21 protein-coding genes and 1 pseudogene are annotated in these 17,259 nt (G+C 59.0%); 1 reads left to right on the forward strand and 21 read right to left on the reverse strand.

Features of this window, described 5'->3' with window-relative positions; genetic code table 11:
• The 21 genes from flhC to fliE all read right to left on the reverse strand — a co-directional run.
• Positions 1-597 (reverse strand): flagellar transcriptional regulator FlhC (gene flhC / locus ABW22_RS15885; protein ID WP_059759202.1); only part of this gene is annotated, 597 nt, incomplete at its 3' end.
• A 57-nt stretch (positions 598-654) separates the two neighbouring features.
• A complete protein-coding gene (flhD, locus tag ABW22_RS15890; protein WP_059759205.1) occupies positions 655-972 on the reverse strand; it encodes a flagellar transcriptional regulator FlhD in 318 nt (105 codons plus the stop codon).
• A 313-nt stretch (positions 973-1,285) separates the two neighbouring features.
• Entirely contained in the window at positions 1,286-1,618 is a 333-nt protein-coding gene (locus ABW22_RS15895) for an EscU/YscU/HrcU family type III secretion system export apparatus switch protein (RefSeq protein WP_059759152.1), read from the reverse strand.
• Positions 1,608-2,882 (reverse strand): flagellar hook-length control protein FliK, encoded by a 1,275-nt coding sequence (locus tag ABW22_RS15900; RefSeq protein WP_059759154.1) that lies wholly within the window; start codon positions 2,880-2,882, stop codon positions 1,608-1,610. The genes ABW22_RS15895 and ABW22_RS15900 overlap by 11 nt, the downstream gene beginning before the upstream one ends.
• On the reverse strand, positions 2,879-3,103 hold the full coding sequence (locus tag ABW22_RS15905; protein ID WP_157648698.1) for a hypothetical protein: 225 nt from the start codon (positions 3,101-3,103) through the stop codon (positions 2,879-2,881). The genes ABW22_RS15900 and ABW22_RS15905 overlap by 4 nt, the downstream gene beginning before the upstream one ends.
• Before the next feature lie 207 nt (positions 3,104-3,310).
• On the reverse strand, positions 3,311-3,637 hold the full coding sequence (locus ABW22_RS15910; protein ID WP_082709038.1) for a flagellar protein FlaG: 327 nt from the start codon (positions 3,635-3,637) through the stop codon (positions 3,311-3,313).
• Between the two features lie 132 nt (positions 3,638-3,769).
• On the reverse strand, positions 3,770-4,114 hold the full coding sequence (locus ABW22_RS15915; RefSeq protein WP_082709040.1) for a flagellar protein FliT: 345 nt from the start codon (positions 4,112-4,114) through the stop codon (positions 3,770-3,772).
• A gap of 1 nt (position 4,115) precedes the next feature.
• Positions 4,116-4,592: a flagellar export chaperone FliS gene (gene fliS, locus ABW22_RS15920; RefSeq protein WP_059759167.1), complete on the reverse strand. Its 477-nt coding sequence runs from the start codon at positions 4,590-4,592 to the stop codon at positions 4,116-4,118.
• Between the two features lie 9 nt (positions 4,593-4,601).
• Entirely contained in the window at positions 4,602-6,056 is a 1,455-nt protein-coding gene (gene fliD, locus ABW22_RS15925) for a flagellar filament capping protein FliD (protein WP_059759171.1), read from the reverse strand.
• Between the two features lie 57 nt (positions 6,057-6,113).
• Positions 6,114-6,509 (reverse strand): flagellar protein FlaG, encoded by a 396-nt coding sequence (locus ABW22_RS15930; RefSeq protein WP_157648699.1) that lies wholly within the window; start codon positions 6,507-6,509, stop codon positions 6,114-6,116.
• Between the two features lie 184 nt (positions 6,510-6,693).
• Positions 6,694-7,497, reverse strand: a complete 804-nt coding sequence (locus ABW22_RS15935; protein WP_059759177.1) for a flagellin — start codon at positions 7,495-7,497, stop codon at positions 6,694-6,696.
• 40 nt (positions 7,498-7,537) lie between these two features.
• A complete protein-coding gene (locus tag ABW22_RS17540) occupies positions 7,538-7,705 on the reverse strand; it encodes a hypothetical protein (protein ID WP_157648700.1) in 168 nt (55 codons plus the stop codon).
• Positions 7,706-8,893 (reverse strand): class I SAM-dependent methyltransferase, encoded by a 1,188-nt coding sequence (locus ABW22_RS15940; RefSeq protein ID WP_059759180.1) that lies wholly within the window; start codon positions 8,891-8,893, stop codon positions 7,706-7,708. It lies immediately after the preceding gene.
• On the reverse strand, positions 8,871-9,644 hold the full coding sequence (locus tag ABW22_RS15945; RefSeq protein ID WP_059759182.1) for a class I SAM-dependent methyltransferase: 774 nt from the start codon (positions 9,642-9,644) through the stop codon (positions 8,871-8,873). The genes ABW22_RS15940 and ABW22_RS15945 overlap by 23 nt, the downstream gene beginning before the upstream one ends.
• Positions 9,628-10,104 carry a GNAT family N-acetyltransferase gene (locus ABW22_RS15950; RefSeq protein ID WP_059759185.1) on the reverse strand — a complete coding sequence of 159 codons (477 nt, stop codon included), beginning with the start codon at positions 10,102-10,104 and terminating at the stop codon, positions 9,628-9,630. Before ABW22_RS15950 ends, ABW22_RS15945 begins: the two co-directional genes overlap by 17 nt.
• On the reverse strand, positions 10,101-11,069 hold the full coding sequence (locus ABW22_RS15955; RefSeq protein WP_059759188.1) for a hypothetical protein: 969 nt from the start codon (positions 11,067-11,069) through the stop codon (positions 10,101-10,103). Before ABW22_RS15955 ends, ABW22_RS15950 begins: the two co-directional genes overlap by 4 nt.
• A gap of 3 nt (positions 11,070-11,072) precedes the next feature.
• Positions 11,073-12,035, reverse strand: a complete 963-nt coding sequence (locus tag ABW22_RS15960; protein ID WP_059759191.1) for a hypothetical protein — start codon at positions 12,033-12,035, stop codon at positions 11,073-11,075.
• A 3-nt stretch (positions 12,036-12,038) separates the two neighbouring features.
• The gene (locus ABW22_RS15965; protein ID WP_059759194.1) at positions 12,039-12,740 is read right to left on the reverse strand and encodes a WbqC family protein; all 702 of its coding nucleotides are present in this window, start codon (positions 12,738-12,740) and stop codon (positions 12,039-12,041) included.
• The gene (gene vioA / locus ABW22_RS15970; RefSeq protein ID WP_059759197.1) at positions 12,737-13,867 is read right to left on the reverse strand and encodes a dTDP-4-amino-4,6-dideoxy-D-glucose aminotransferase VioA; all 1,131 of its coding nucleotides are present in this window, start codon (positions 13,865-13,867) and stop codon (positions 12,737-12,739) included. Before vioA ends, ABW22_RS15965 begins: the two co-directional genes overlap by 4 nt.
• Entirely contained in the window at positions 13,864-16,437 is a 2,574-nt protein-coding gene (locus ABW22_RS15975; RefSeq protein WP_059759200.1) for a tetratricopeptide repeat protein, read from the reverse strand. Before ABW22_RS15975 ends, vioA begins: the two co-directional genes overlap by 4 nt.
• A 22-nt stretch (positions 16,438-16,459) precedes the next feature.
• Positions 16,460-16,801, reverse strand: coding sequence for a flagellar hook-basal body complex protein FliE (gene fliE / locus ABW22_RS15980; RefSeq protein WP_202813978.1), 342 nt, complete (start codon positions 16,799-16,801; stop codon positions 16,460-16,462).
• A 275-nt stretch (positions 16,802-17,076) separates the two neighbouring features.
• Between fliE and ABW22_RS15985 the strand changes: the two are divergent.
• A pseudogene (locus ABW22_RS15985) lies at positions 17,077-17,259 on the forward strand (flagellar basal body M-ring protein FliF); the annotation flags it as partial.

Below are 17,259 nucleotides of genomic sequence, written 5' to 3' on the forward strand. Positions count from 1 at the left end.
CTGCGACGCCGATGGCGACAACGGCGAAGTCGTGCGGCCGGCTTTTTTGGGCGTGCCGCTGGCCTCGACCACGGCGCCCAGGGTCTTGCGCGTCTTGCCAGCACGCGATGGTGGACGGCACAGGACACACACATAGTTGCTCTGTGGATCGTGCGCATGCGCAACGAACAGACCGGTGCAACGTGTACAGGTACTGAGCTGCAACATGTCGCTGTCAAAAAATCGCACCAGCGTCCAGGCCCGCGTGAAATCGAGCACCGGCTCGCTGCCTTGCTGCTCTACCTGCTCGAGGTAAAGCCGATAGCTTTTGATGACAGCGGTAATTCGCGTGCACCCCCCGTGGGTCACCATAAACCGGTAGATGTTGTAGAACATCGACGAATGGATGTTGGACAGCCAGGTCATAAACCAGTCTGTAGAGAAGGGCAGCAATCCCTTGGGCGGCGAAACCCCCCTGATTTCCTTGTACAGCTTGATCAGGCGGTCACGGCTCAGACTGGTTTCCGCTTCCAGAAACTGCAGACGGGCGCCGAGTTTGATCAAGTCAATCGCAAGATGAATTTCGCGGGCTTCACTGATAACGCTTTTAACGGCCATGACGCACCGCACGGCAATACCTGCAGAAAACCCCACCATCGCACTCAAAGCAAAACATCAGTGAACCGCCTCAATTTGCTGGCCGGAAAGAAGAATGGCCGTGTGCGCTTGCTGCAAAGCCAGCGTTTTTCCGTCGCTCAGCAGCGCCGACAAAACCGGATGGTCGTCAAACCTGAAGCGGCACAAAAGCAGACTGGAGCCCGCCAGCTTCACGATTTGCGAAAGCGACAGGCTTCCGAGCAAATCGGCGAGCTCACGGCTCAGCCCCATACGGAACATGGCTGTGGCAACATCTTCCCGCACCAGCCGCTGCGCCAGCAGCAAATATGTCAAATTCAAATCACCAATTTCGTTGGTCGTCGTCGTCTCAGCCAATTCGTGCTCCTGATCTTCCTGACAATTCGCCAATTTTTTGGCGCATCAGAAAGATTTTTATAAATTTACTAACATAAATCTGGAAACTATCAATACATGAATTTCCCGAATCACCGTAGGATTTGTTACCTACTTAATCATATTTTATGCATTTTTTACAAGATTTAAACGTTAAAACTCAATTTACAAAAAAAACATCACATTTAACAAATTTTACGAATTGCGAAAAAATTTTCACTTTATTGAAACAATGTGATTCCATTTCTGGTTCGATGTCGCGCCGCCTTGCAGCACGGCAAGGTAAAGCAAGGACTTATCGCCTTGAAATAGAAATGGAATCAGGCCCGGGTTCAGCGGGTTCCAGCCGATACAGCCAAGCCAGGACTTCGGCCACCGCCACGTACAGCTGCGGGGGAATTTGCGCATCCAGGTCCACATGCATGAGCAACTTCACCAGATCGGGCGAGGCATGCACATACAAACCGCTTTCGCGGGCCCGCTGAACAATCGAATCAGCCACGGCGCCATAGCCTTTGGCCACCACGATGGGCGCCCTGTCCTTGTTCGCATAGGAAAGCGCGATGGCGCTCGGCCTGCCGGGCAGGCCCTGCGCGCTCGATGAGTCGTCCACTGCGCTAGGGGGCATCGTCGTCCTTCGGACTGGCCTGCGCCGCAGGATTTAGCGGCAGCGCCCCAATCTGCAAGCCGGTCAGCTGCAGGCCCAAGTCGCCCAGGCGCTTCGGCAATTCATGACGCCCTTCATCGAACAAAGCCAGCGTGGCGCTCTCGCGCGCGGCCAGATGGACCTGCAGCGTGCTGCCCGCCAGGCTGATGCGCACTTCAACGTCCCTGAGCGTGGGCAGCGTCAAGGCCAGCCGCGTGCTCCAGGTGCGCGCAACCGCTTCCGCATCGGCAGCGGCCGGGCGCTCGTCCTGCTCTTCGCGAATTTCCCAATCCATGGGCGTGCCCGGCCAGGCCTCGCCGCCCCAGCGAAACACCGGCGCCGCCAGCAACTCAAGCTGCTGGCGCACCAGCGCAATGGCTTCCGGATGAATTCCCGCAAGACCAGGCGCGTTGCTGCGCACCGCGTCCGAGCCGCTTGCGCCATGGCTTTTTCCGCTGGCATCTGGCGCCGCAGTGTCCGCCCTAGCCGCGTGCTCGTGCGCATGAAAGCGGGCGCCTTCGCTGCCGGCCAAAGAAGGCGCCGGCTCCGGGCTGGCAGGCAATGGATTCGGCAAAGAGGCTGCCCTGCTGGCCTTGCCGCTGTCAATGGGTACAGCGTCGCCAGTCCCTGACGGCGCAGCAACAGGCAAAGCTGCCGCCTCCACGCCTCGGGCATTTCCCGGCGCGCCCCCGCCAGCGTCTGGACCTTCGGCCCCTGCGGCAGGCAACACCAGCACGACTTTTACTGTGGCATCAAGCCGAGCCTGCGGCTCTTGCGCCAGCTCCGCCAGCGTGCGCGTGCCGGCGGCATACTGCCGCAGGTGCGATTCGTAAAACAGGCCAGAGTGTTCCACCGTACGGGCCAATGCGGCCGTCAGCGCCTGGGCAGCCGGAGGCTGCAGATGGGGCCACAGCGGCTTGCTCCCGAGAATTTTGGGAATGGGGTCAGATTGCGACGCCAAAATTGCACTCACCGCGCGGGCCACCGCGCTCAGTGTGACGGTTTCGCCTGAACGTGCCGAGGGCGCCGTGTTGTTGCGGCTGTCGCCGCCATCGTGCAACCCCACCCCCAATTTCCGCTGCAGGGCAGCGCGTGAAGGCAGGCGAACGTCATTGGTGACTTTTTCAACACGGGCCACGGCGTCTGGACCGGCGATTTCGAGCGCCCCCTTGAGCGGCACCAGGTCCACGCGCTGAGCCAGCCGCGTGGCCAAAAGCGTGTCAATCAGTGGCGTTACACCGCTCATGAAGGGGCATCCTCCGCTTCACCGCAGGCCTTGCGAAGACTTTGCTGCCGCTCCAGGCGCTTCAACGCATCCCCCAACGTTGCCAGCTGCGGCATCACAAAGCTGCAAATCTCACCGTGGCTGGAGAGGCTCCGGCTGAGCAGCCGGTACTTTCGCGCCGACTGCGACTCGGAATGGGGTGGTGTATACATAAAAATTCCGACTTGTTTCTGGAAACGCATGCCGTCGACACAGGTGATGTCGACCAGCGCAGACGCCGGTTTTCCGTCGCCCCTGCTGCCCCCCAGTACCGGCAAACAACTCCGCGACAGCCGCCTGTTGCCTGCAAGGCGAAAACCACAGCAATAGTTCCACTGTTGCGAGAATTTGCAACGCCGCCACGGACGAAAAGACGCGGTCTTATCTAGCGGATAGCGTGCGCCACGGCACTAAATCGTCTGGTTCACCAGACGATTCCGCGATTTACTCCGAAAGTCGCACCACTTATTCCAAATCGTCTGGTGCATCAGAACAGTTTGCAATTTTCCCAGTGCTTTCAAGAGTCGCACCACCTCTTCAGAAGGCACTTGCCGAATGACCTCGCCACTCTCCACGTTTGTCACCCTGGCAATCATCTTGCCAGACTCCTTGGCGAACTCAAACTGCAGCCCGATGGACGCCATCTTCAAGGTCAGGTTGATTTCGGCCAGCGCGATATTTTCATACGCGGGCTCACGTAGCGGGCTGGCTGACACAACGTTTGCGGAAATCATCATGGCTTACGCTCCTTGGGAATCGCTAGGCACGCACGCGTGAACCTTCAAGCGGTAGTGCGCAACTCTTTTTAAACTAGACCGGAACCAAATCGACGCGCTGAGCCAGCCGCGTCGCCAAAGGCGTTACACCGCTCATAAAGGAGCCTCATCTGCCTGGCCGTAGGCCTTGTGAAGGCGGTGCTGCCGCTCCAGGCTCTTCAGCGCATCCTCCAATGTTGCCAGTTGCGGCATCACAAAGCTGCAAATCTCATCGTGGTCAGCGATGATCCGGCTAAGCAGCCGGTACTTTCGCGCTGACTGTGACTCATCCAGCGGCTCCTGTGCTTCGATGGCCTTCAGGCGATCGACCAAGCCGCTGTATTGCGCTTCCAGCGCCGGCAGCTCACCCCACTGCTTGGTGCGTGCCAGCAACCGCATATGGCCGGTCAGGGGGGCGATCTGCTCGTAGCAATGCATCACTTCACTTTGAGAACCCATGTCAAGCTCCTATGGAAAGACGGGTTGCAGCAGGCGCATCGGACGCATCCGGCGCGTAGCTTGGTTTATGTGGGTCAATTTCGCGCCACGCGGAGCTGATGTTGTCCAGCAGCCGGTCCGCCTCGTCCAGCAGCGCCGGGTCGTTGCGCAGGTTGGCGTACATCAGGCGCTGTTTGATGTAGTCATACAGCGCCGACACATTGGCCGCCAGTGCGGCGCCGGCCGCGCCGCCCGCCTCGGCATCGATGCTGGCCTTGAGGCCGTTATCGATGATGTTGATGGCCTTCGAAATCGCATTGCCCTTGGCCGCGATTTCGCCGTTCGCCATGTGGTGGCGCGCCATGGTAATGGCCGTTTTGGTGCCATCGAACAGCATCGTGATCAACTGGTGCGGCGACGCACTCATGGCGGCCGACTGGAGGCCTACCGCGGCATAGGCACTGGCGCCTGTGCCAGCCGCCGAATTGCGTGCATACATGGGCTGGCCTTAATTGGTGGAAGTCGTTTTGAATTGCTGCGCCAGATAGGAGCTGGTCTGATTCATGCTGCTCATCAGCCCGTCAAGTTGCGTGAACTGGGCTTTATAGCGCGCGATGGTGGCGTCGATCCGGTCCGACGTCGCCGAATATTGCTTGCCGAGAGACGTCAATGTCGTATTGACGCCTTTGGTGGCCACCGTCAACGAGCCATTGGTGGTGTCCGTAAAACCGGTAATCAGCGACGACATCTGTGCGCCGTAACCGCCGCTGCCGGCGGTGCCGGAAAACAGGTTCGCAACGCCGCTCAACTGACTGCCCAGCGCCGTCGTCAACTTGGCCGAATCGATCGCCAGGGTGCCATCCTTCTGGAACGATACGCCGATCTGCGACAGCATCGCCAGGCCGCTGCTATCGGGCACCTGTGCGGTGTTCAGCGTCGTACGGATGCGCACCTGAATGTTGCGCAGGGTGGAGTCGCCCATCAGAATGGCGCCTGATTTTTTGGTGGCGTCAAAAGCGGTCAGCTGGTTGGCAACGCTCTGCAAGCTGTTGTAGGCAGTCACAAAGGCAGTGATGGCACTCTCTACGCTGGCGCTGTCGTTTTGCACAGCCAGCGTACTGGCCCCGACCTTGGCGACGGTCATGGTGACGTCCTGGATCGCGCCCGCCACGGTGTTGGTGGCGCTGGTGACGGCAATGCCGTTCACCGTCAAATTCGCATTTTGCGCGACTGCGGTTTGCTGCAGATTTTGCGTCGCAGCCGGGTCATTCGCCAGCATGCCCGACAGCGCCGCATCGCCCGTAACCGCAATGCGCATGCTCGATGTTTCGCCGGTCAGCTTGGACGTCAACACCAGCCGGTTCGGCGTGGCGCTGCCGTCATTGACGATCGAGGCCGTCACCCCCATGGTGGCACTGCCATTGATCGCATCGCGAATGCCCGCCAGCGTGTTGTTGCTGGCATCGATGGTGATCGACGTCGCAGCGCGCGTGGTATCCGCCGTAAAAGTCGCGCCGGTGTATTTGCCGGTCGCGGGGTCCAGCGTGCCGCCGGAAATGGTGCCGAAGTCAAGCGTCACCGTGGTTGCCGCGCCCCCGCCAATCGCGGTGGTGGTGCTCGTCACGCCGGCGGCCGCCAGCGACTGCGCTTGCGCCAACTGCGTCACGTTCACCGCATAACTGCCGACCGCTGCCGTGGAGAGGGCCGTGGCCGTCAGCACATCGGTGGCAGTCGAGCTGGCCTTCATACCCTGAAACAGGGTGGACTTGGCCAGTGCCGCCGCTGCCGTCTGCAGCGCACTCAACGCACTGCTGAGCTGACCGTAAGCCGACAGCCTGGAGGTATAACTCCTTTGCTGCTGCTGAAGCGCTATCAGCGGTGCTTGCGCGCTCGTCTTGATGTTGGCGAGCAAGCTGTTCAAGTCCAGATTCGAGCCAACGCCGAGAGAAGAAATTGTAGCCATACCAGTTCCTGTTTTTTCTGTTTATTTAACTTGAAAATACGCGGCCACCCTGCACCATCACACGGCCTGGGAAAATAAAAGCCCTTTCAGGCTGTCCATGGCCTTGGCAATGCGCACCACCTCCATGGATGGAATCTGCAGAATCACCTTGTCATTGTTCTGGTCAACGACCTTGACGATGACATCCTTGTAATTGGGGTCGATCTGGAACTGCACGCTGATCGACATGCCGGCCAGCACGTTATTGATCTCCTCCAGCGATTTCCGGATCTGCTCGGTGCCGAGTCTGGCCGCCTCGCCCTCCCTCGCATCGGCTGCCACTTTAGCGGCGGGCGCAGTAGACACCTCGCCTTGCGCGCTGCGGCCGGCGGCCGGCTGCACTATTTTCTGACTGCGCTGCTGGCTGTTTTGCAAGCCATAGTCCGCACTCACCGGACCTGTTGAAATCGACATTTTTTGCTCTCCTGTCCAAGGCGCTGCCCGCTCACGCCTGAAAAAAACCCACCAGGCGGGACCGGGCAGCGCAATCGGGCTGTTTGGACCCGATTGTCTGACCATCATGCTTGCAGCCGGCGGCCCGCGGGCCGCCGGTTTACCCCCGTCAACGGCTGGCCGTTGACGAAGGCATCTGCAGCGCTTATTGCAGCAGAGCCATCACGCCCTGGGTCGACTGGTTGGCCTTGGCCAATACCGACGTACCGGCTTGCTGCAGGATCTGCGCGCGTGTCATGTTCGACACTTCAACGGCGTAGTCTGCATCCTCGATGGCGCTGCGTGAAGCCGACAGGTTGTTGATGGTGGTGCCGAGGTTGGCGATCACCGAATCAAATCGGTTCTGCATGGCACCCAGCGTGCCGCGCGTGGTGTCCACGGTGCCGATCGCCGTGTCCAGCGTGGCCAGCGTGCCGGTGGTGACACTGAAGGCTGCAACACCCAGAGGCGTCACTCCCGAACCGGCGGCTGTCGTGATGGTGATCGTTTCGGCGTCCTTGGCACCGACCTGGATGGCGATGCTCAGGGCCGCGTTCAGCACCTTGACGCCGTTGAAGTCGGTTTGCGCCGCCACGCGGTCGATTTCAGCCAGACGCGAATCGACTTCGGCCTGGATGGAGGCGATGTCGGCCGTAGAGTTGGTGCCGTTCTTGGCCTGCACGGTCAGCTCGCGGATGCGCTGCAGGTTGTTGTTGATTTCCTTCAGGCCGCCTTCGGCCGTCTGGGCCAGCGACACGCCGTCGTTGGCATTGCGCGATGATTGGGTAAGACCCTTGATGTTGGAAGTGAAGCGGTTGGCGATAGCCTGGCCGGCGGCGTCGTCCTTGGCACTGTTGATGCGCAGGCCGGATGACAGACGCTGGATCGCAGTGTTCAGTGAAGATTGCGATTTATTGAGGTTGTTCTGCGTGACCAATGAGAGAACATTGGTATTGATGACTTGACCCATGGTGTGGCTCCTGTGTACTAAAGTTGATGGACTCGGCTAACTAGTGTGTAGCGCGGTGCTGCACACTAGCCGCAACGTCTGGCTTGCCCACCACCAGGACAAGCAAGCCACCGTTATTCAGGTTATCGGCCAGTTCAGGAAAAACCTTTAGGGTTGCGCGCAAAAAAATTCCCTGAATCGACTTTAAAGCGAATTGCAGGGTGGCCATTCAGCATGTGCCCATCCAATCTTTAGACAGCCGCGATGACAACTGAAGAAACAAGGCACTTCCCATCACGAAAGCGACATCAATTTTGTCCTGATGTTCGGCCAGGAATTCATCGCCAGCCCTTTGCGGACCATCGCCATACGGCCAGATATAGTCGTCCACAATGATCCACCCGCCTGCCACCACCAAGCCGCCCCAGGCCGCCATATCGGCCTTTGCTGCGGCATAACTGTGATTGCCGTCGATATGCAGAATCGCGATATGACCGTCATAGCGCGTTGTTCCAAACGATGCTGTAGTGACATCCTTGCACGCTCGGTAATGCTGCGCGCCCTCGGTCGATGGCATGCGTAAATAATTCACGTGATTGGCGTTGTAAGGCAGCAGGTTCATTTCAAAAACGGCCAGCGCCTCCTCCGCATCCATCTGTGCGGACGCGATATCCACCATGCCTTTTTCATCGTTCTGCACCAGATGGGCGTTCGACCAGGGATCGACGCAGAGCAGCTTGCCGATGGCGTAACAACGCGCCAGTCTGGCCAGAATAAAGGCTGATTTTCCCCACCAGCTGCCAATCTCGACGATGTCTCCAGCTGGGCTGTGACGGGCAATTTCGCACAGGACGCAGAATTTTTCATGGTCGCACATGCCTGGAATGACATCTGCATGCCGAAACAAGGCCGCCAGTTCAATCTCCGACATGGACGGCGTGGCCGCAACATTCGAAGCCAGCGGCAACGGCCTGTTGAGCAGGCTGTGGGCATGGCCGCGGGCGGCACGGTAGCCGCTCAACTCCATATTGACCGGTGAGTCGTTCACCAGCATCACGCCTGGCGCAAGTTCTGTCAGCGCCCGACTCAAATAGTCCCAGACCACCGGATTGGGCGAATAAATTCCCCCTATATTCGATTCCGAAATAGCGTGTTTCAATGCCTCGTCAAACTCTGGCTGCGTGATAAAAGGAAGCGACAACCATGCCGGATATTTTTCCCGCGAAGCATCCAAAGCAAGCGACGAAGCGCCGATCACAGCCCGCCCTTCGTGCAGACATTTTTGTAGATATTCAAGCGAACGCGGCATCCCCCCCGGGAAAATCAAGATGGATTTTGCGCCGCTGCCAGTTTTTTTATTACGCGGATTCAATTTCTGTGCCTCAACGAAAAATTCAGTGCGTTTCGCATGCAGCATTTGGGGTGATGCCGCCTCGTTCGCACATCAAGAATATGCTCGAACATAGATCTGGATATTGCTGCCCCAGCTTGTAGCAGCCTTCCAGATATTCTCTGGAGATGATGTCCGTTTGCAGCAATCGATCCCACTGAAAATTTGCCAGTGCTTTGAAGAATATTCCGGATCGATGAACCACCTTCAGCCCAGCCGCAACGGCGTCTCGCTCCAGGGTATCCAATGTGTAGGTGCACCGGTGGCCATGCTCGGCTTCTGCCGACGTGACAGCGGTGTTGTGAGAGATCAACCCCATCTTGACCGCGATCTGCCGGGACGGCGCATTAGCGTTGGGACACACCAGGAAGAACCTACCGTTCTCCGCCAGCCACTCGTCATTGACACGTTTCAACACCAGCACAGGGTCATCCAGATGTTCCAATACATGGGTCAGCACGATGTTGTCATAGCGCTTTGGCAGGTTCGCTTTCTCGAATAGCGAATTGACAAACTTCACTTTGTCGCCCAGTTTTTTCTTCGCTTCCGCGACAGCGGTATCCGAAGCCTCGACGCAGGTGACATCATCGAAATAGGGCAGGAATCTTCTGGTGAAGTCGCCCTTGAAGCTCCCAAGCTCGAGCAAGCTTCCTTTATTGAAGAACGGCTCGAACGATTTGATCATGTAAGGGTGAATCACATCGAAGTCGAAGCCGTAGGCGTATTTGTGGTCATTCGTATCGTTTATTTCGACGTTGTAGTCACGCTTGCTGTTCATGCTCTTCACCATTTTTCAAACATAGATTCATGCCGACGAATGGTCTATTCGCCTTGCCCACGATGAAGCCGCGCCCTTCATACAACTTGATGGCGGGAGTATTGTCTGCCGCCACCTCCAGACGGATCTGCCGCATGCCCGAGGCCTTCGCGTGGTCGATGCACTGGCCCACCAAACCCGCGGCGATGCCTTTGCAAGCCCAATCCTTCAGCACGCTGACGCTGGTGATGTAAGCGATTCGGTTCTCCTGGTCGTTGCAATAGACCGCCGCCAATCCAACCAGTGTGCCGCCAGACCATGCTTCGAACGTCGTCGCCTTGCTCGCGATCTTCTGCGCATAGTCTCTTATCTCGACCCGACCGCTCAAAGACGGTACGAAACCGGCATCGCAGCACAACAGGTGATCTGCGATCTGTGCAGCAGATGCCTTGTTCAACAAGGACTCGACCGCTGCGCTCATCCCTCCAGCACCGCCAGCCCAAAGCCGTAGCGTCCGAACTCGTTGCCGTTATAGAGCAAGTACACCTTGCCATCACACTCGAACACATGCGGGTAGCACAGCATGTCGGCATCCCAGTCGCCCGGCGTGATGTCCAACAGAGGATTCTCGTCGTCCCGCGTCCAGTTCACCAGGTCGTCCGAGCAAGCATGACCGATGCGATAGCCGCGTTCCTTGTTCTTCCTGAAGTCGGAAGACTGGCGATAGCAGAAAAACATGTGATGCCTGCCCGCGATCTCGATCACGGTCGGCAGCGCCTGGCTTTCATCTGCGTCCAGGCGGTCGGCGATGATCTGCCGCGCCTCTTCCTTGACCCAGTTGATGCCGTCGTTGGAGACCGCATGACCGATCTTGTAGGTGCGATCCGGCGATGCATCCGGTGAGAATTTCTTCCAGCCAGTGCCAAAGATATACCACATGTGGAACACGCTGCCGATGACCTTCACGAAGCCGTCGCCGACCAGGCAGGCTTCGTGCAGCGATGCCGCCAGCACCGGCCCGTCGCCGATGCGCTGGAAGGTCAGGCCGTCGTCGCGGCTGATGGCCAGACCGATGGCCGTATCCACCGAGACCGAGACTCTGCGATTCCAGCCACAGGTGTAGCCATACACGGCGTTGCCGTGACGCATGACGTTCATCGGGAAGATGCCATGCTCGTCGAAGCACCCAAGCCCGCCGAGCGGGATGACCGTCTTGTCGGACACGCGAATCACATCGCGCAGGTTCTTCCTCATATCGACGAACGCTATGTGGCTGAGGTACTTGCCGTTGCTCTTGTCAACCGCGCGGGTAGAGAAATAGATGCGCACGAAATCATCAAACACGAGGGCTTGCGGCGACTGGGCGAATTGCACACAGTCGTTCGGCAGCTTGTGCTGCGTCGGGTCGAATATCTTGCCGATCTTTGCCCACTTCATCGCGCCCATCCCTTACTCCAACTTTCCATCCAACACGGCCAGTCCGAAGCCATAGCGGCCGACCTGGTTACCAAGGTAGGCCAGATAAGTCTTCCCATCCAGTTCGAACACGTGCGGATAGCTGATCATTTCGGCATCCCAGCCTTTTTCGGACACGTCAATGCCGGCCTTCGCATCGTCGCGCACCCAGTCGATCAAGTTCGCGCTGGAGGCATAACCGATGCGGTAGCCATTCTCCCTGCCCCGGTAATGGCTGCTGTAGCGGTAGCAGAAGAACATGTGATATTTGCCGTTGGCGTAGGACACGTCTGGGCTGGCTTGCGCTTCGTCTTCTTCGATGCGGCTGTCGATCAGGTCTCTGTTGACCTTGTTCCAATGGATGCCGTCCGGGGACGAGGCCATGCGGATCTTATAGACCGGCTCCGCCCGACCATCCACCATCTTCCACTTGCGCCCCGCGATGTACCACAGATACCAGGCATCGTTGTAACGCCGGATCTTCGGCCCGCTCAACACGAAAGGCTCATCCGGTGAATACGGCAAGACCGGGCCGTTGCCGGACCTGGTGAAGGTCGCGCCCCCATCGCGGCTGGTCGCCATGCCTATCGCTACATTGAACGGCACGGATTCGCAGCGCGTCCAGCCCGCGTAATAGGCGCGCACTTCGTCGCCATAGCGGATGACAGAGACCGGATAGGTGCCGAACTCATCGAACTCGCCCAGCCTGCCCAGACTGAGGATGGGTTGTTCACCAACATGGCGCACCTTGAACAAGTCGGCGCGATCCAGATCGACATAGGCGGAGTAGCTGACGTACTGGCCATTCTTGTCCACCGGGGGACGGCAGGAGAAATAAACCCGAACGAAATCATCGAACACCAGGGTGGCGGGTGCCTGAGCGAACTCTTTCAGCCAGCTGCGCCCTTCGACTTCTTGCGGCGTGAACACCTTGCCTAATTTTTTCCACTCGAACACGGTTCAGACCAATTCATAGTTAGTCGAGATGCCAGTTTGGATGGCATCGAGCGGATTGAACATCATCACGTCGATCATCGACAGCCAGGGAACGAATACGTCGCCGGATTGCGCATACTCGAACGGTTTCGATTGAATGAACTTCAAGTCGACGCCCTTCTCCCGGAACGTTTCATTTGAATACAGCTCCATGCCGCCGATGGCATTCACATAGGTGCTCGCGCCGACCGCTTCACACAAGGCGAGCACCTTGCCCTGATTCGTCAGGTCGTGGTCGATGGCGATATCCGAAGATATCCTGATCCCCGTCGTGATGCCCAGGTGCTCGCACGTCTTGACGATGGAGTGGTGCAAAAAACGAAACAGGTTCGCATCCTCATGCCGCACGACCTGCTCGACCAGCGGGAACGTCTGCGCAAAATACGGCGCATGTCGGTACGCCCCTTTGAACTGGTTCAGCAATTTGTCACGATGGAAATTCGCCGCCAGCTCCCGTTCGCACACATCCCGACAGTCCGAATCGCTTTTCAACGGCAGCGAGAACATCACGTCCTTGCCGTTTTGCAACATGCGGTTGCGGTTGATCCAGCCCTTCTTCGTGTACTTGATGTTGTCGTACACGATGAACAGGTCCACCGCCGCGATCAGCTGGAAGTAGCCGATGTAGGGGAAGAAATAAGGCTGCATGATGGCCAGTCTGCTCATCCGCCGCGCTGCCCCGCAATGATGCGCAGGACAAAATCGACCTGCTCGCTGGTGAGCGCCGGATAAATCGGCAGGCAGATCACCTCGCTTGCCGCCTTGCTCGCCACCGGCAAATTCGACTGCGCCGCCGACGGCAAGCCGCGATACATGGGGAAATCGCTGATCAATGGATAGAAGTAACGCCGCGCATACACGCCGCAGTCGCGCAGTTTCTGGAACAACGCATCGCGACTGAGCGAGTATTCAGGCCGCACCAGAATCGGGAAGTAGGCGTAGTTGGCGACCTGTTCGCCCGTGTCCGGCAGGCAATGAATGCCGGTGACCGCCGCCAGGCCTGCGCGGTAGCGGGCATCCACCGATTGCCGCTGCTGCAACGCTGCGTCTATGCCTTTAAGCTGCAGCAGGCCGAAGGCGGCATTGATCTCACTCATCTTGCCGTTGATGCCGGGCGCCACCACCGTGACTTCATCCACAATGCCAAAATTTTTCAGGTTGTCGATCCGCTGTTTGGTTTTAGCGTCGTGGCAAACAATCGCCCCGCCCTCAAAGGTATTGAACACCTTGGTCGCATGAAAACTCAGCACCGACAGGTCGCCGTGGTTGAGCACGCTGGCACCCTCCGATTGCACGCCAAACGCATGCGCGGCGTCATAGATCACCTTCAGGCCATAGTTGTCGGCAATTTTCTGGATCGCCGCCACATCGCACGGATGTCCGTAGCAATGCACCGGCATGATGGCGGTGGTTTGCGGCGTGATGGCGGCTTCGATTTTGGCCGGGTCAAGGTTGAACGTGATCGGGTCAATGTCGGCAAACACCGGCCGAATGCCATTCCATAACAAGGAGTGACTGGTGGCGACAAACGAATACGGCGTGGTAATCACTTCGCCCGTGATGCGCAGCGCTTGCAGGGCGGTCATCAGCGCCAGTGTGCCGTTGCTGAACAGCGCAATGTGTTTCACCCCCAGGTAGCCGCACAACGCCTGTTCCAGCTGCTGGTGAAACGGGCCGCCATTGGTCAGCCACTTGTTTTCCCAGATTCGTTCCAGATAAGGGATGAACTCTGCGAGTGGCGGCAAGTAGGGTTGCGTCACATAAATCGGCGATATTTCGTGGGGTGCGGTCATGCCCCCGCCTCTTGCACCGCGTTCTGCATGTTCTGCATGTTCTGCATACTTGCATGATTCACTTCAAATGATTCCGTCGGCAAGCCCGCACACCAGCGCTGCCACATGGTGCGCAGGGCGCGCTCCAGACCGGTGGCGATGAGCTCAGGCTGGCTTGGCGCCGACTGCGAAAAACGTTCGCGCAGCCCGGCCCGCAAGCGCGCCAGCGTGGAAAAGTTATCGGCCGCCAGCGACAAGCCCTGCTGCACGAATGCGGCGGCGTCCTGCGCGACCAATGCGCCCAGCCCGACATGGCCCAGAATCCCGGCCCCGGTGCGGCCCGCTACCGTGCTCCCGGCCAGGGTCAGCGTGGGCACGCCCATCCACAACGCATGCAGGGTGGTGGTGCCGCCGTTATAAGGAAAGGTATCCAGACAGACATCGACCTGATGGTGCAGCGCCAGATAGTCTTGCATGTTCGAACGCGGATGGAAATCAAGACGCTCGCGTTCTATCCCTTCCCCGGCAAACCAGGCTGTCAGCGTGTCGTATTGGCCGTCCTGCGGCATCGCGCCCAGCACCATGCGCGAGGTGGGCACAGCGCGCAGCAGTTGCGACCACAGGGCGATCACGGCCCGGCTGAGTTTGTTCTGCCGATTGAAACTGCCGAAAGTCACATAGCCGCGGCCCAGCGCCGGCAGATCGTTGACCGGCGGTGCATCCGCCATCGGCAGGAACGGCGCATTGGCCGGCAAATACACCAGCTTTTCCGTGAATTGGCTGTCGAATTGCCCTGGCGGCAACAGGAAACGGTCGCTCAGGTAGTAATCCATGCTGCTCAGGCCGGTGGTGCCGGGATAGCCCATCCAGCTGACCTGTATCGGTGCCGGTTTACGGGCAAAGCTCAACAAACGGTGCTTGTCCGTGTGGCCTGACAGGTCAATCAGGATGTCGATGCCGTCGGCGCGGATTTTTTCTGCCAGCGCAGCGTCGCTGAGACCCGCAATCGTGTGCCAGTGCCTCACATGGCCACGCAGGCGCTGGCTGACGTCGTCTTGCGTGGCGTGGTTGGAATAAGCGTGCAGTGACAAGCTGGCATGGCCAGCCAGCTGCTCCAGCACCGGTTCGATGAAGAAGGCCATTGCATGGCTGCGAAAATCGCCTGAAACGAAACCAACCTGCAGGCGGCGTTCCGGATCACGCGGGTTGCCGTGCTCCCGCCACAGCGCCCGCAGCGGCGCTTCAAACCGCTCGCCAAAGCGGCAATGCTCGACAAACAACGGCACCGCACCCACCGCTTCGCTATGGCTCAGGCAAAACAGCAGGCTGCTGTGCGACACGGCATCATCCGGGCTGATCTGCAGTGCCCGGCGGAAACTGGCTTCGGCCTCCATCAGCCGACCCTGGACCTGGAGCGCATTGCCCAGATTGTTATATCCATCGCCATAGGCCGGATTGATCTCCAGCGCCTGCCGGTAGCTTGCCTCCGCCTCCATCAACCGCCCCTGTTCCTGCAGCAGTACGCCGAGGTTGTTATGCCCTTCGACATACGCCGGCGCGATCTCCAGCGCCCTTCGATAACTCGCTTCGGCTTGCGCCAAACGTCCCAGGTCTTTGAGGGCGTTGCCCAAATTGCTGTGTGCCTCAATGAAGTCCAGCTTGATCTCCAGCGCCCGCCGATAGTGGACTTCGGCTTCAATGAGCCGCCCCTGTCCCTTGCACATGACGCCCAGGTTGTTATGCGCCTCGGCGTATGCCGGCGCGATCTCCAGCGCCCGCCGATAGCTCGCTTCGGCTTCTGCCAGACGTCCAATGGCTTTGAGGACAATGCCCAGGTTGCCATGCGTCTCGGCATCCTCGGGCCACAGTTGCGCGGCGGTTTGCATGGGCAGCAGCGCTTGCTCATGCTGCCCCTGCGCCATGATCGCGGCGCCCAACACTTTCCAGCAAAACCCATGCCGGGGAAAGCGCGCGGTCAGCGCGCGGGCCAGCGCTTCTGCTTCGATGAAACGTCGCTGCTTGTAGAAAGCCCCCAGTTTGTCGATCTGCTGCGGGCGAGGCTGCGCTTTGCCGGTCGATTTTGCTGACGGGCTGGCCTTCAGTCTGGTTTGTTTTTTGTCGCTTTGCGGGGCCTCCGGTTCGGATGCCACGGATTGCTTCGCACTCGATGGGCCTTCGTTCAGACGCCCTGCCAGCGCTTCCATGTCGTCGCCCTGCAATCCGTGCTGGCGCCCCAGCGCCAGCAGCTGCTGCGCAGTTTCCGTTTCATCAGCTTGAATCAGCGCGTCGATATAACTTAACCAATATTGCTGCTGCTCCGGCTTGGCTTCGAGTGCCGCGGCAAAGTAAGGCAGCGCGGCACCTGCTTGCTTCATCTGCACTGCCAGAACGCCCAAATGGTGATTTGCATCGGGGTGACTTGGCTGGGCTTGCAGGATACCTCGGTAGAGCGTCTCGGCTTCTTCGATCTGGCCGCACTGATGGTGATTCACTGCCAGTTGCAAAGCCTGCGCCAGAGATTGCTCCAGGTCTTTCAGCGCTTGCGCCATGATCGGATCGGCGGGTTGCTGCGGCGATGCGGAAACGGTCATGGCATGGCAGGAACAAAGCAGATCAAGCCTGCATATTCATGATTTCCTGGTACGCGGCCACGACTTTGTTCCGCACCTGCAGGCCGGTCTGAAAGCCAATGCCGGCTTTCGCCATATCGACCATCACGTCGTTCAGCGCCACCCCGGGTTTGCCCAGTTCAAAAGCTTCGGCCTGGCTGGAAGCGTTCTGCTGCGCGTCACTGATGCGATCGAGTGACTTTTTCAGCTCGCCGGCAAAGCCGCCTGCGGCCACTTCGCTGCCAGCCGTTGGGGCGCTGCCCATGGAGGGGGCAAGCGCCCGCATTTGTTGCAATACGGATTCAATAGACGATATCGACATGGCATTTCCCTTGGGCGCACGCACGCCCATTGCTTGACTGAAGGCCTGAAGCGTATCAGCCGTCCTCGGCCCCGCATCACGGCAAAAGATGGCAAAAGCCCCGGTTATTCAGCCGATCAAGCGCCGCGCCGCACTCTGACAATCATTCACAAGGCCGGGGGTGCCTTGGCCGTATCTGCCGGGCCAGCCCCCTTCCCATCCCCTTACTACCTGACGTATGCCACCAGTCGTTTCGCTGCACTACCACCCCTGCCGGCCTTTCACCTGCCCGCGCGATGCGGCGCTGGTCGGGTGAGCGCATGAGTTCCACCGCACTGGGCGCTGACGCAGCAACACCCAAGGCCCTGCCCTTGCTGGAGCAGTTGCGCGCCAACCCGCGCCTGCCGCTGATCATTGGTGCTTCTGCCGCCGTGGCGGTCATTGCCGCGCTGTGGATGTGGAGCCGCACGCCTGACTATGGCGTGCTTTACAGCAACCTGTCG

The organism is Thiobacillus denitrificans (assembly GCF_001530125.1).
Lineage (GTDB): Bacteria > Pseudomonadota > Gammaproteobacteria > Burkholderiales > Thiobacillaceae > Thiobacillus > Thiobacillus denitrificans_C.

Bases quoted from the DNA above. Each gene is read 5' to 3' on its own strand.
- ABW22_RS15895 (WP_059759152.1), bottom strand. From the start codon at position 1,618: ATGCCCCCTAGCGCAGTGGACGACTCATCGAGCGCGCAGGGCCTGCCC.
- ABW22_RS15900 (WP_059759154.1), bottom strand. From the start codon at position 2,882: ATGAGCGGTGTAACGCCACTGATTGACACGCTTTTGGCCACGCGGCTG.
- ABW22_RS15905 (WP_157648698.1), bottom strand. From the start codon at position 3,103: ATGCGTTTCCAGAAACAAGTCGGAATTTTTATGTATACACCACCCCAT.
- ABW22_RS15910 (WP_082709038.1), bottom strand. From the start codon at position 3,637: ATGATGATTTCCGCAAACGTTGTGTCAGCCAGCCCGCTACGTGAGCCC.
- ABW22_RS15915 (WP_082709040.1), bottom strand. From the start codon at position 4,114: ATGGGTTCTCAAAGTGAAGTGATGCATTGCTACGAGCAGATCGCCCCC.
- fliS (WP_059759167.1), bottom strand. From the start codon at position 4,592: ATGTATGCACGCAATTCGGCGGCTGGCACAGGCGCCAGTGCCTATGCC.
- fliD (WP_059759171.1), bottom strand. From the start codon at position 6,056: ATGGCTACAATTTCTTCTCTCGGCGTTGGCTCGAATCTGGACTTGAAC.
- ABW22_RS15930 (WP_157648699.1), bottom strand. From the start codon at position 6,509: ATGTCGATTTCAACAGGTCCGGTGAGTGCGGACTATGGCTTGCAAAAC.
- ABW22_RS15935 (WP_059759177.1), bottom strand. From the start codon at position 7,497: ATGGGTCAAGTCATCAATACCAATGTTCTCTCATTGGTCACGCAGAAC.
- ABW22_RS17540 (WP_157648700.1), bottom strand. From the start codon at position 7,705: ATGGCCACCCTGCAATTCGCTTTAAAGTCGATTCAGGGAATTTTTTTG.
- ABW22_RS15940 (WP_059759180.1), bottom strand. From the start codon at position 8,893: ATGCTGCATGCGAAACGCACTGAATTTTTCGTTGAGGCACAGAAATTG.
- ABW22_RS15945 (WP_059759182.1), bottom strand. From the start codon at position 9,644: ATGAACAGCAAGCGTGACTACAACGTCGAAATAAACGATACGAATGAC.
- ABW22_RS15950 (WP_059759185.1), bottom strand. From the start codon at position 10,104: ATGAGCGCAGCGGTCGAGTCCTTGTTGAACAAGGCATCTGCTGCACAG.
- ABW22_RS15955 (WP_059759188.1), bottom strand. From the start codon at position 11,069: ATGGGCGCGATGAAGTGGGCAAAGATCGGCAAGATATTCGACCCGACG.
- ABW22_RS15965 (WP_059759194.1), bottom strand. From the start codon at position 12,740: ATGAGCAGACTGGCCATCATGCAGCCTTATTTCTTCCCCTACATCGGC.
- vioA (WP_059759197.1), bottom strand. From the start codon at position 13,867: ATGACCGCACCCCACGAAATATCGCCGATTTATGTGACGCAACCCTAC.
- ABW22_RS15975 (WP_059759200.1), bottom strand. From the start codon at position 16,437: ATGACCGTTTCCGCATCGCCGCAGCAACCCGCCGATCCGATCATGGCG.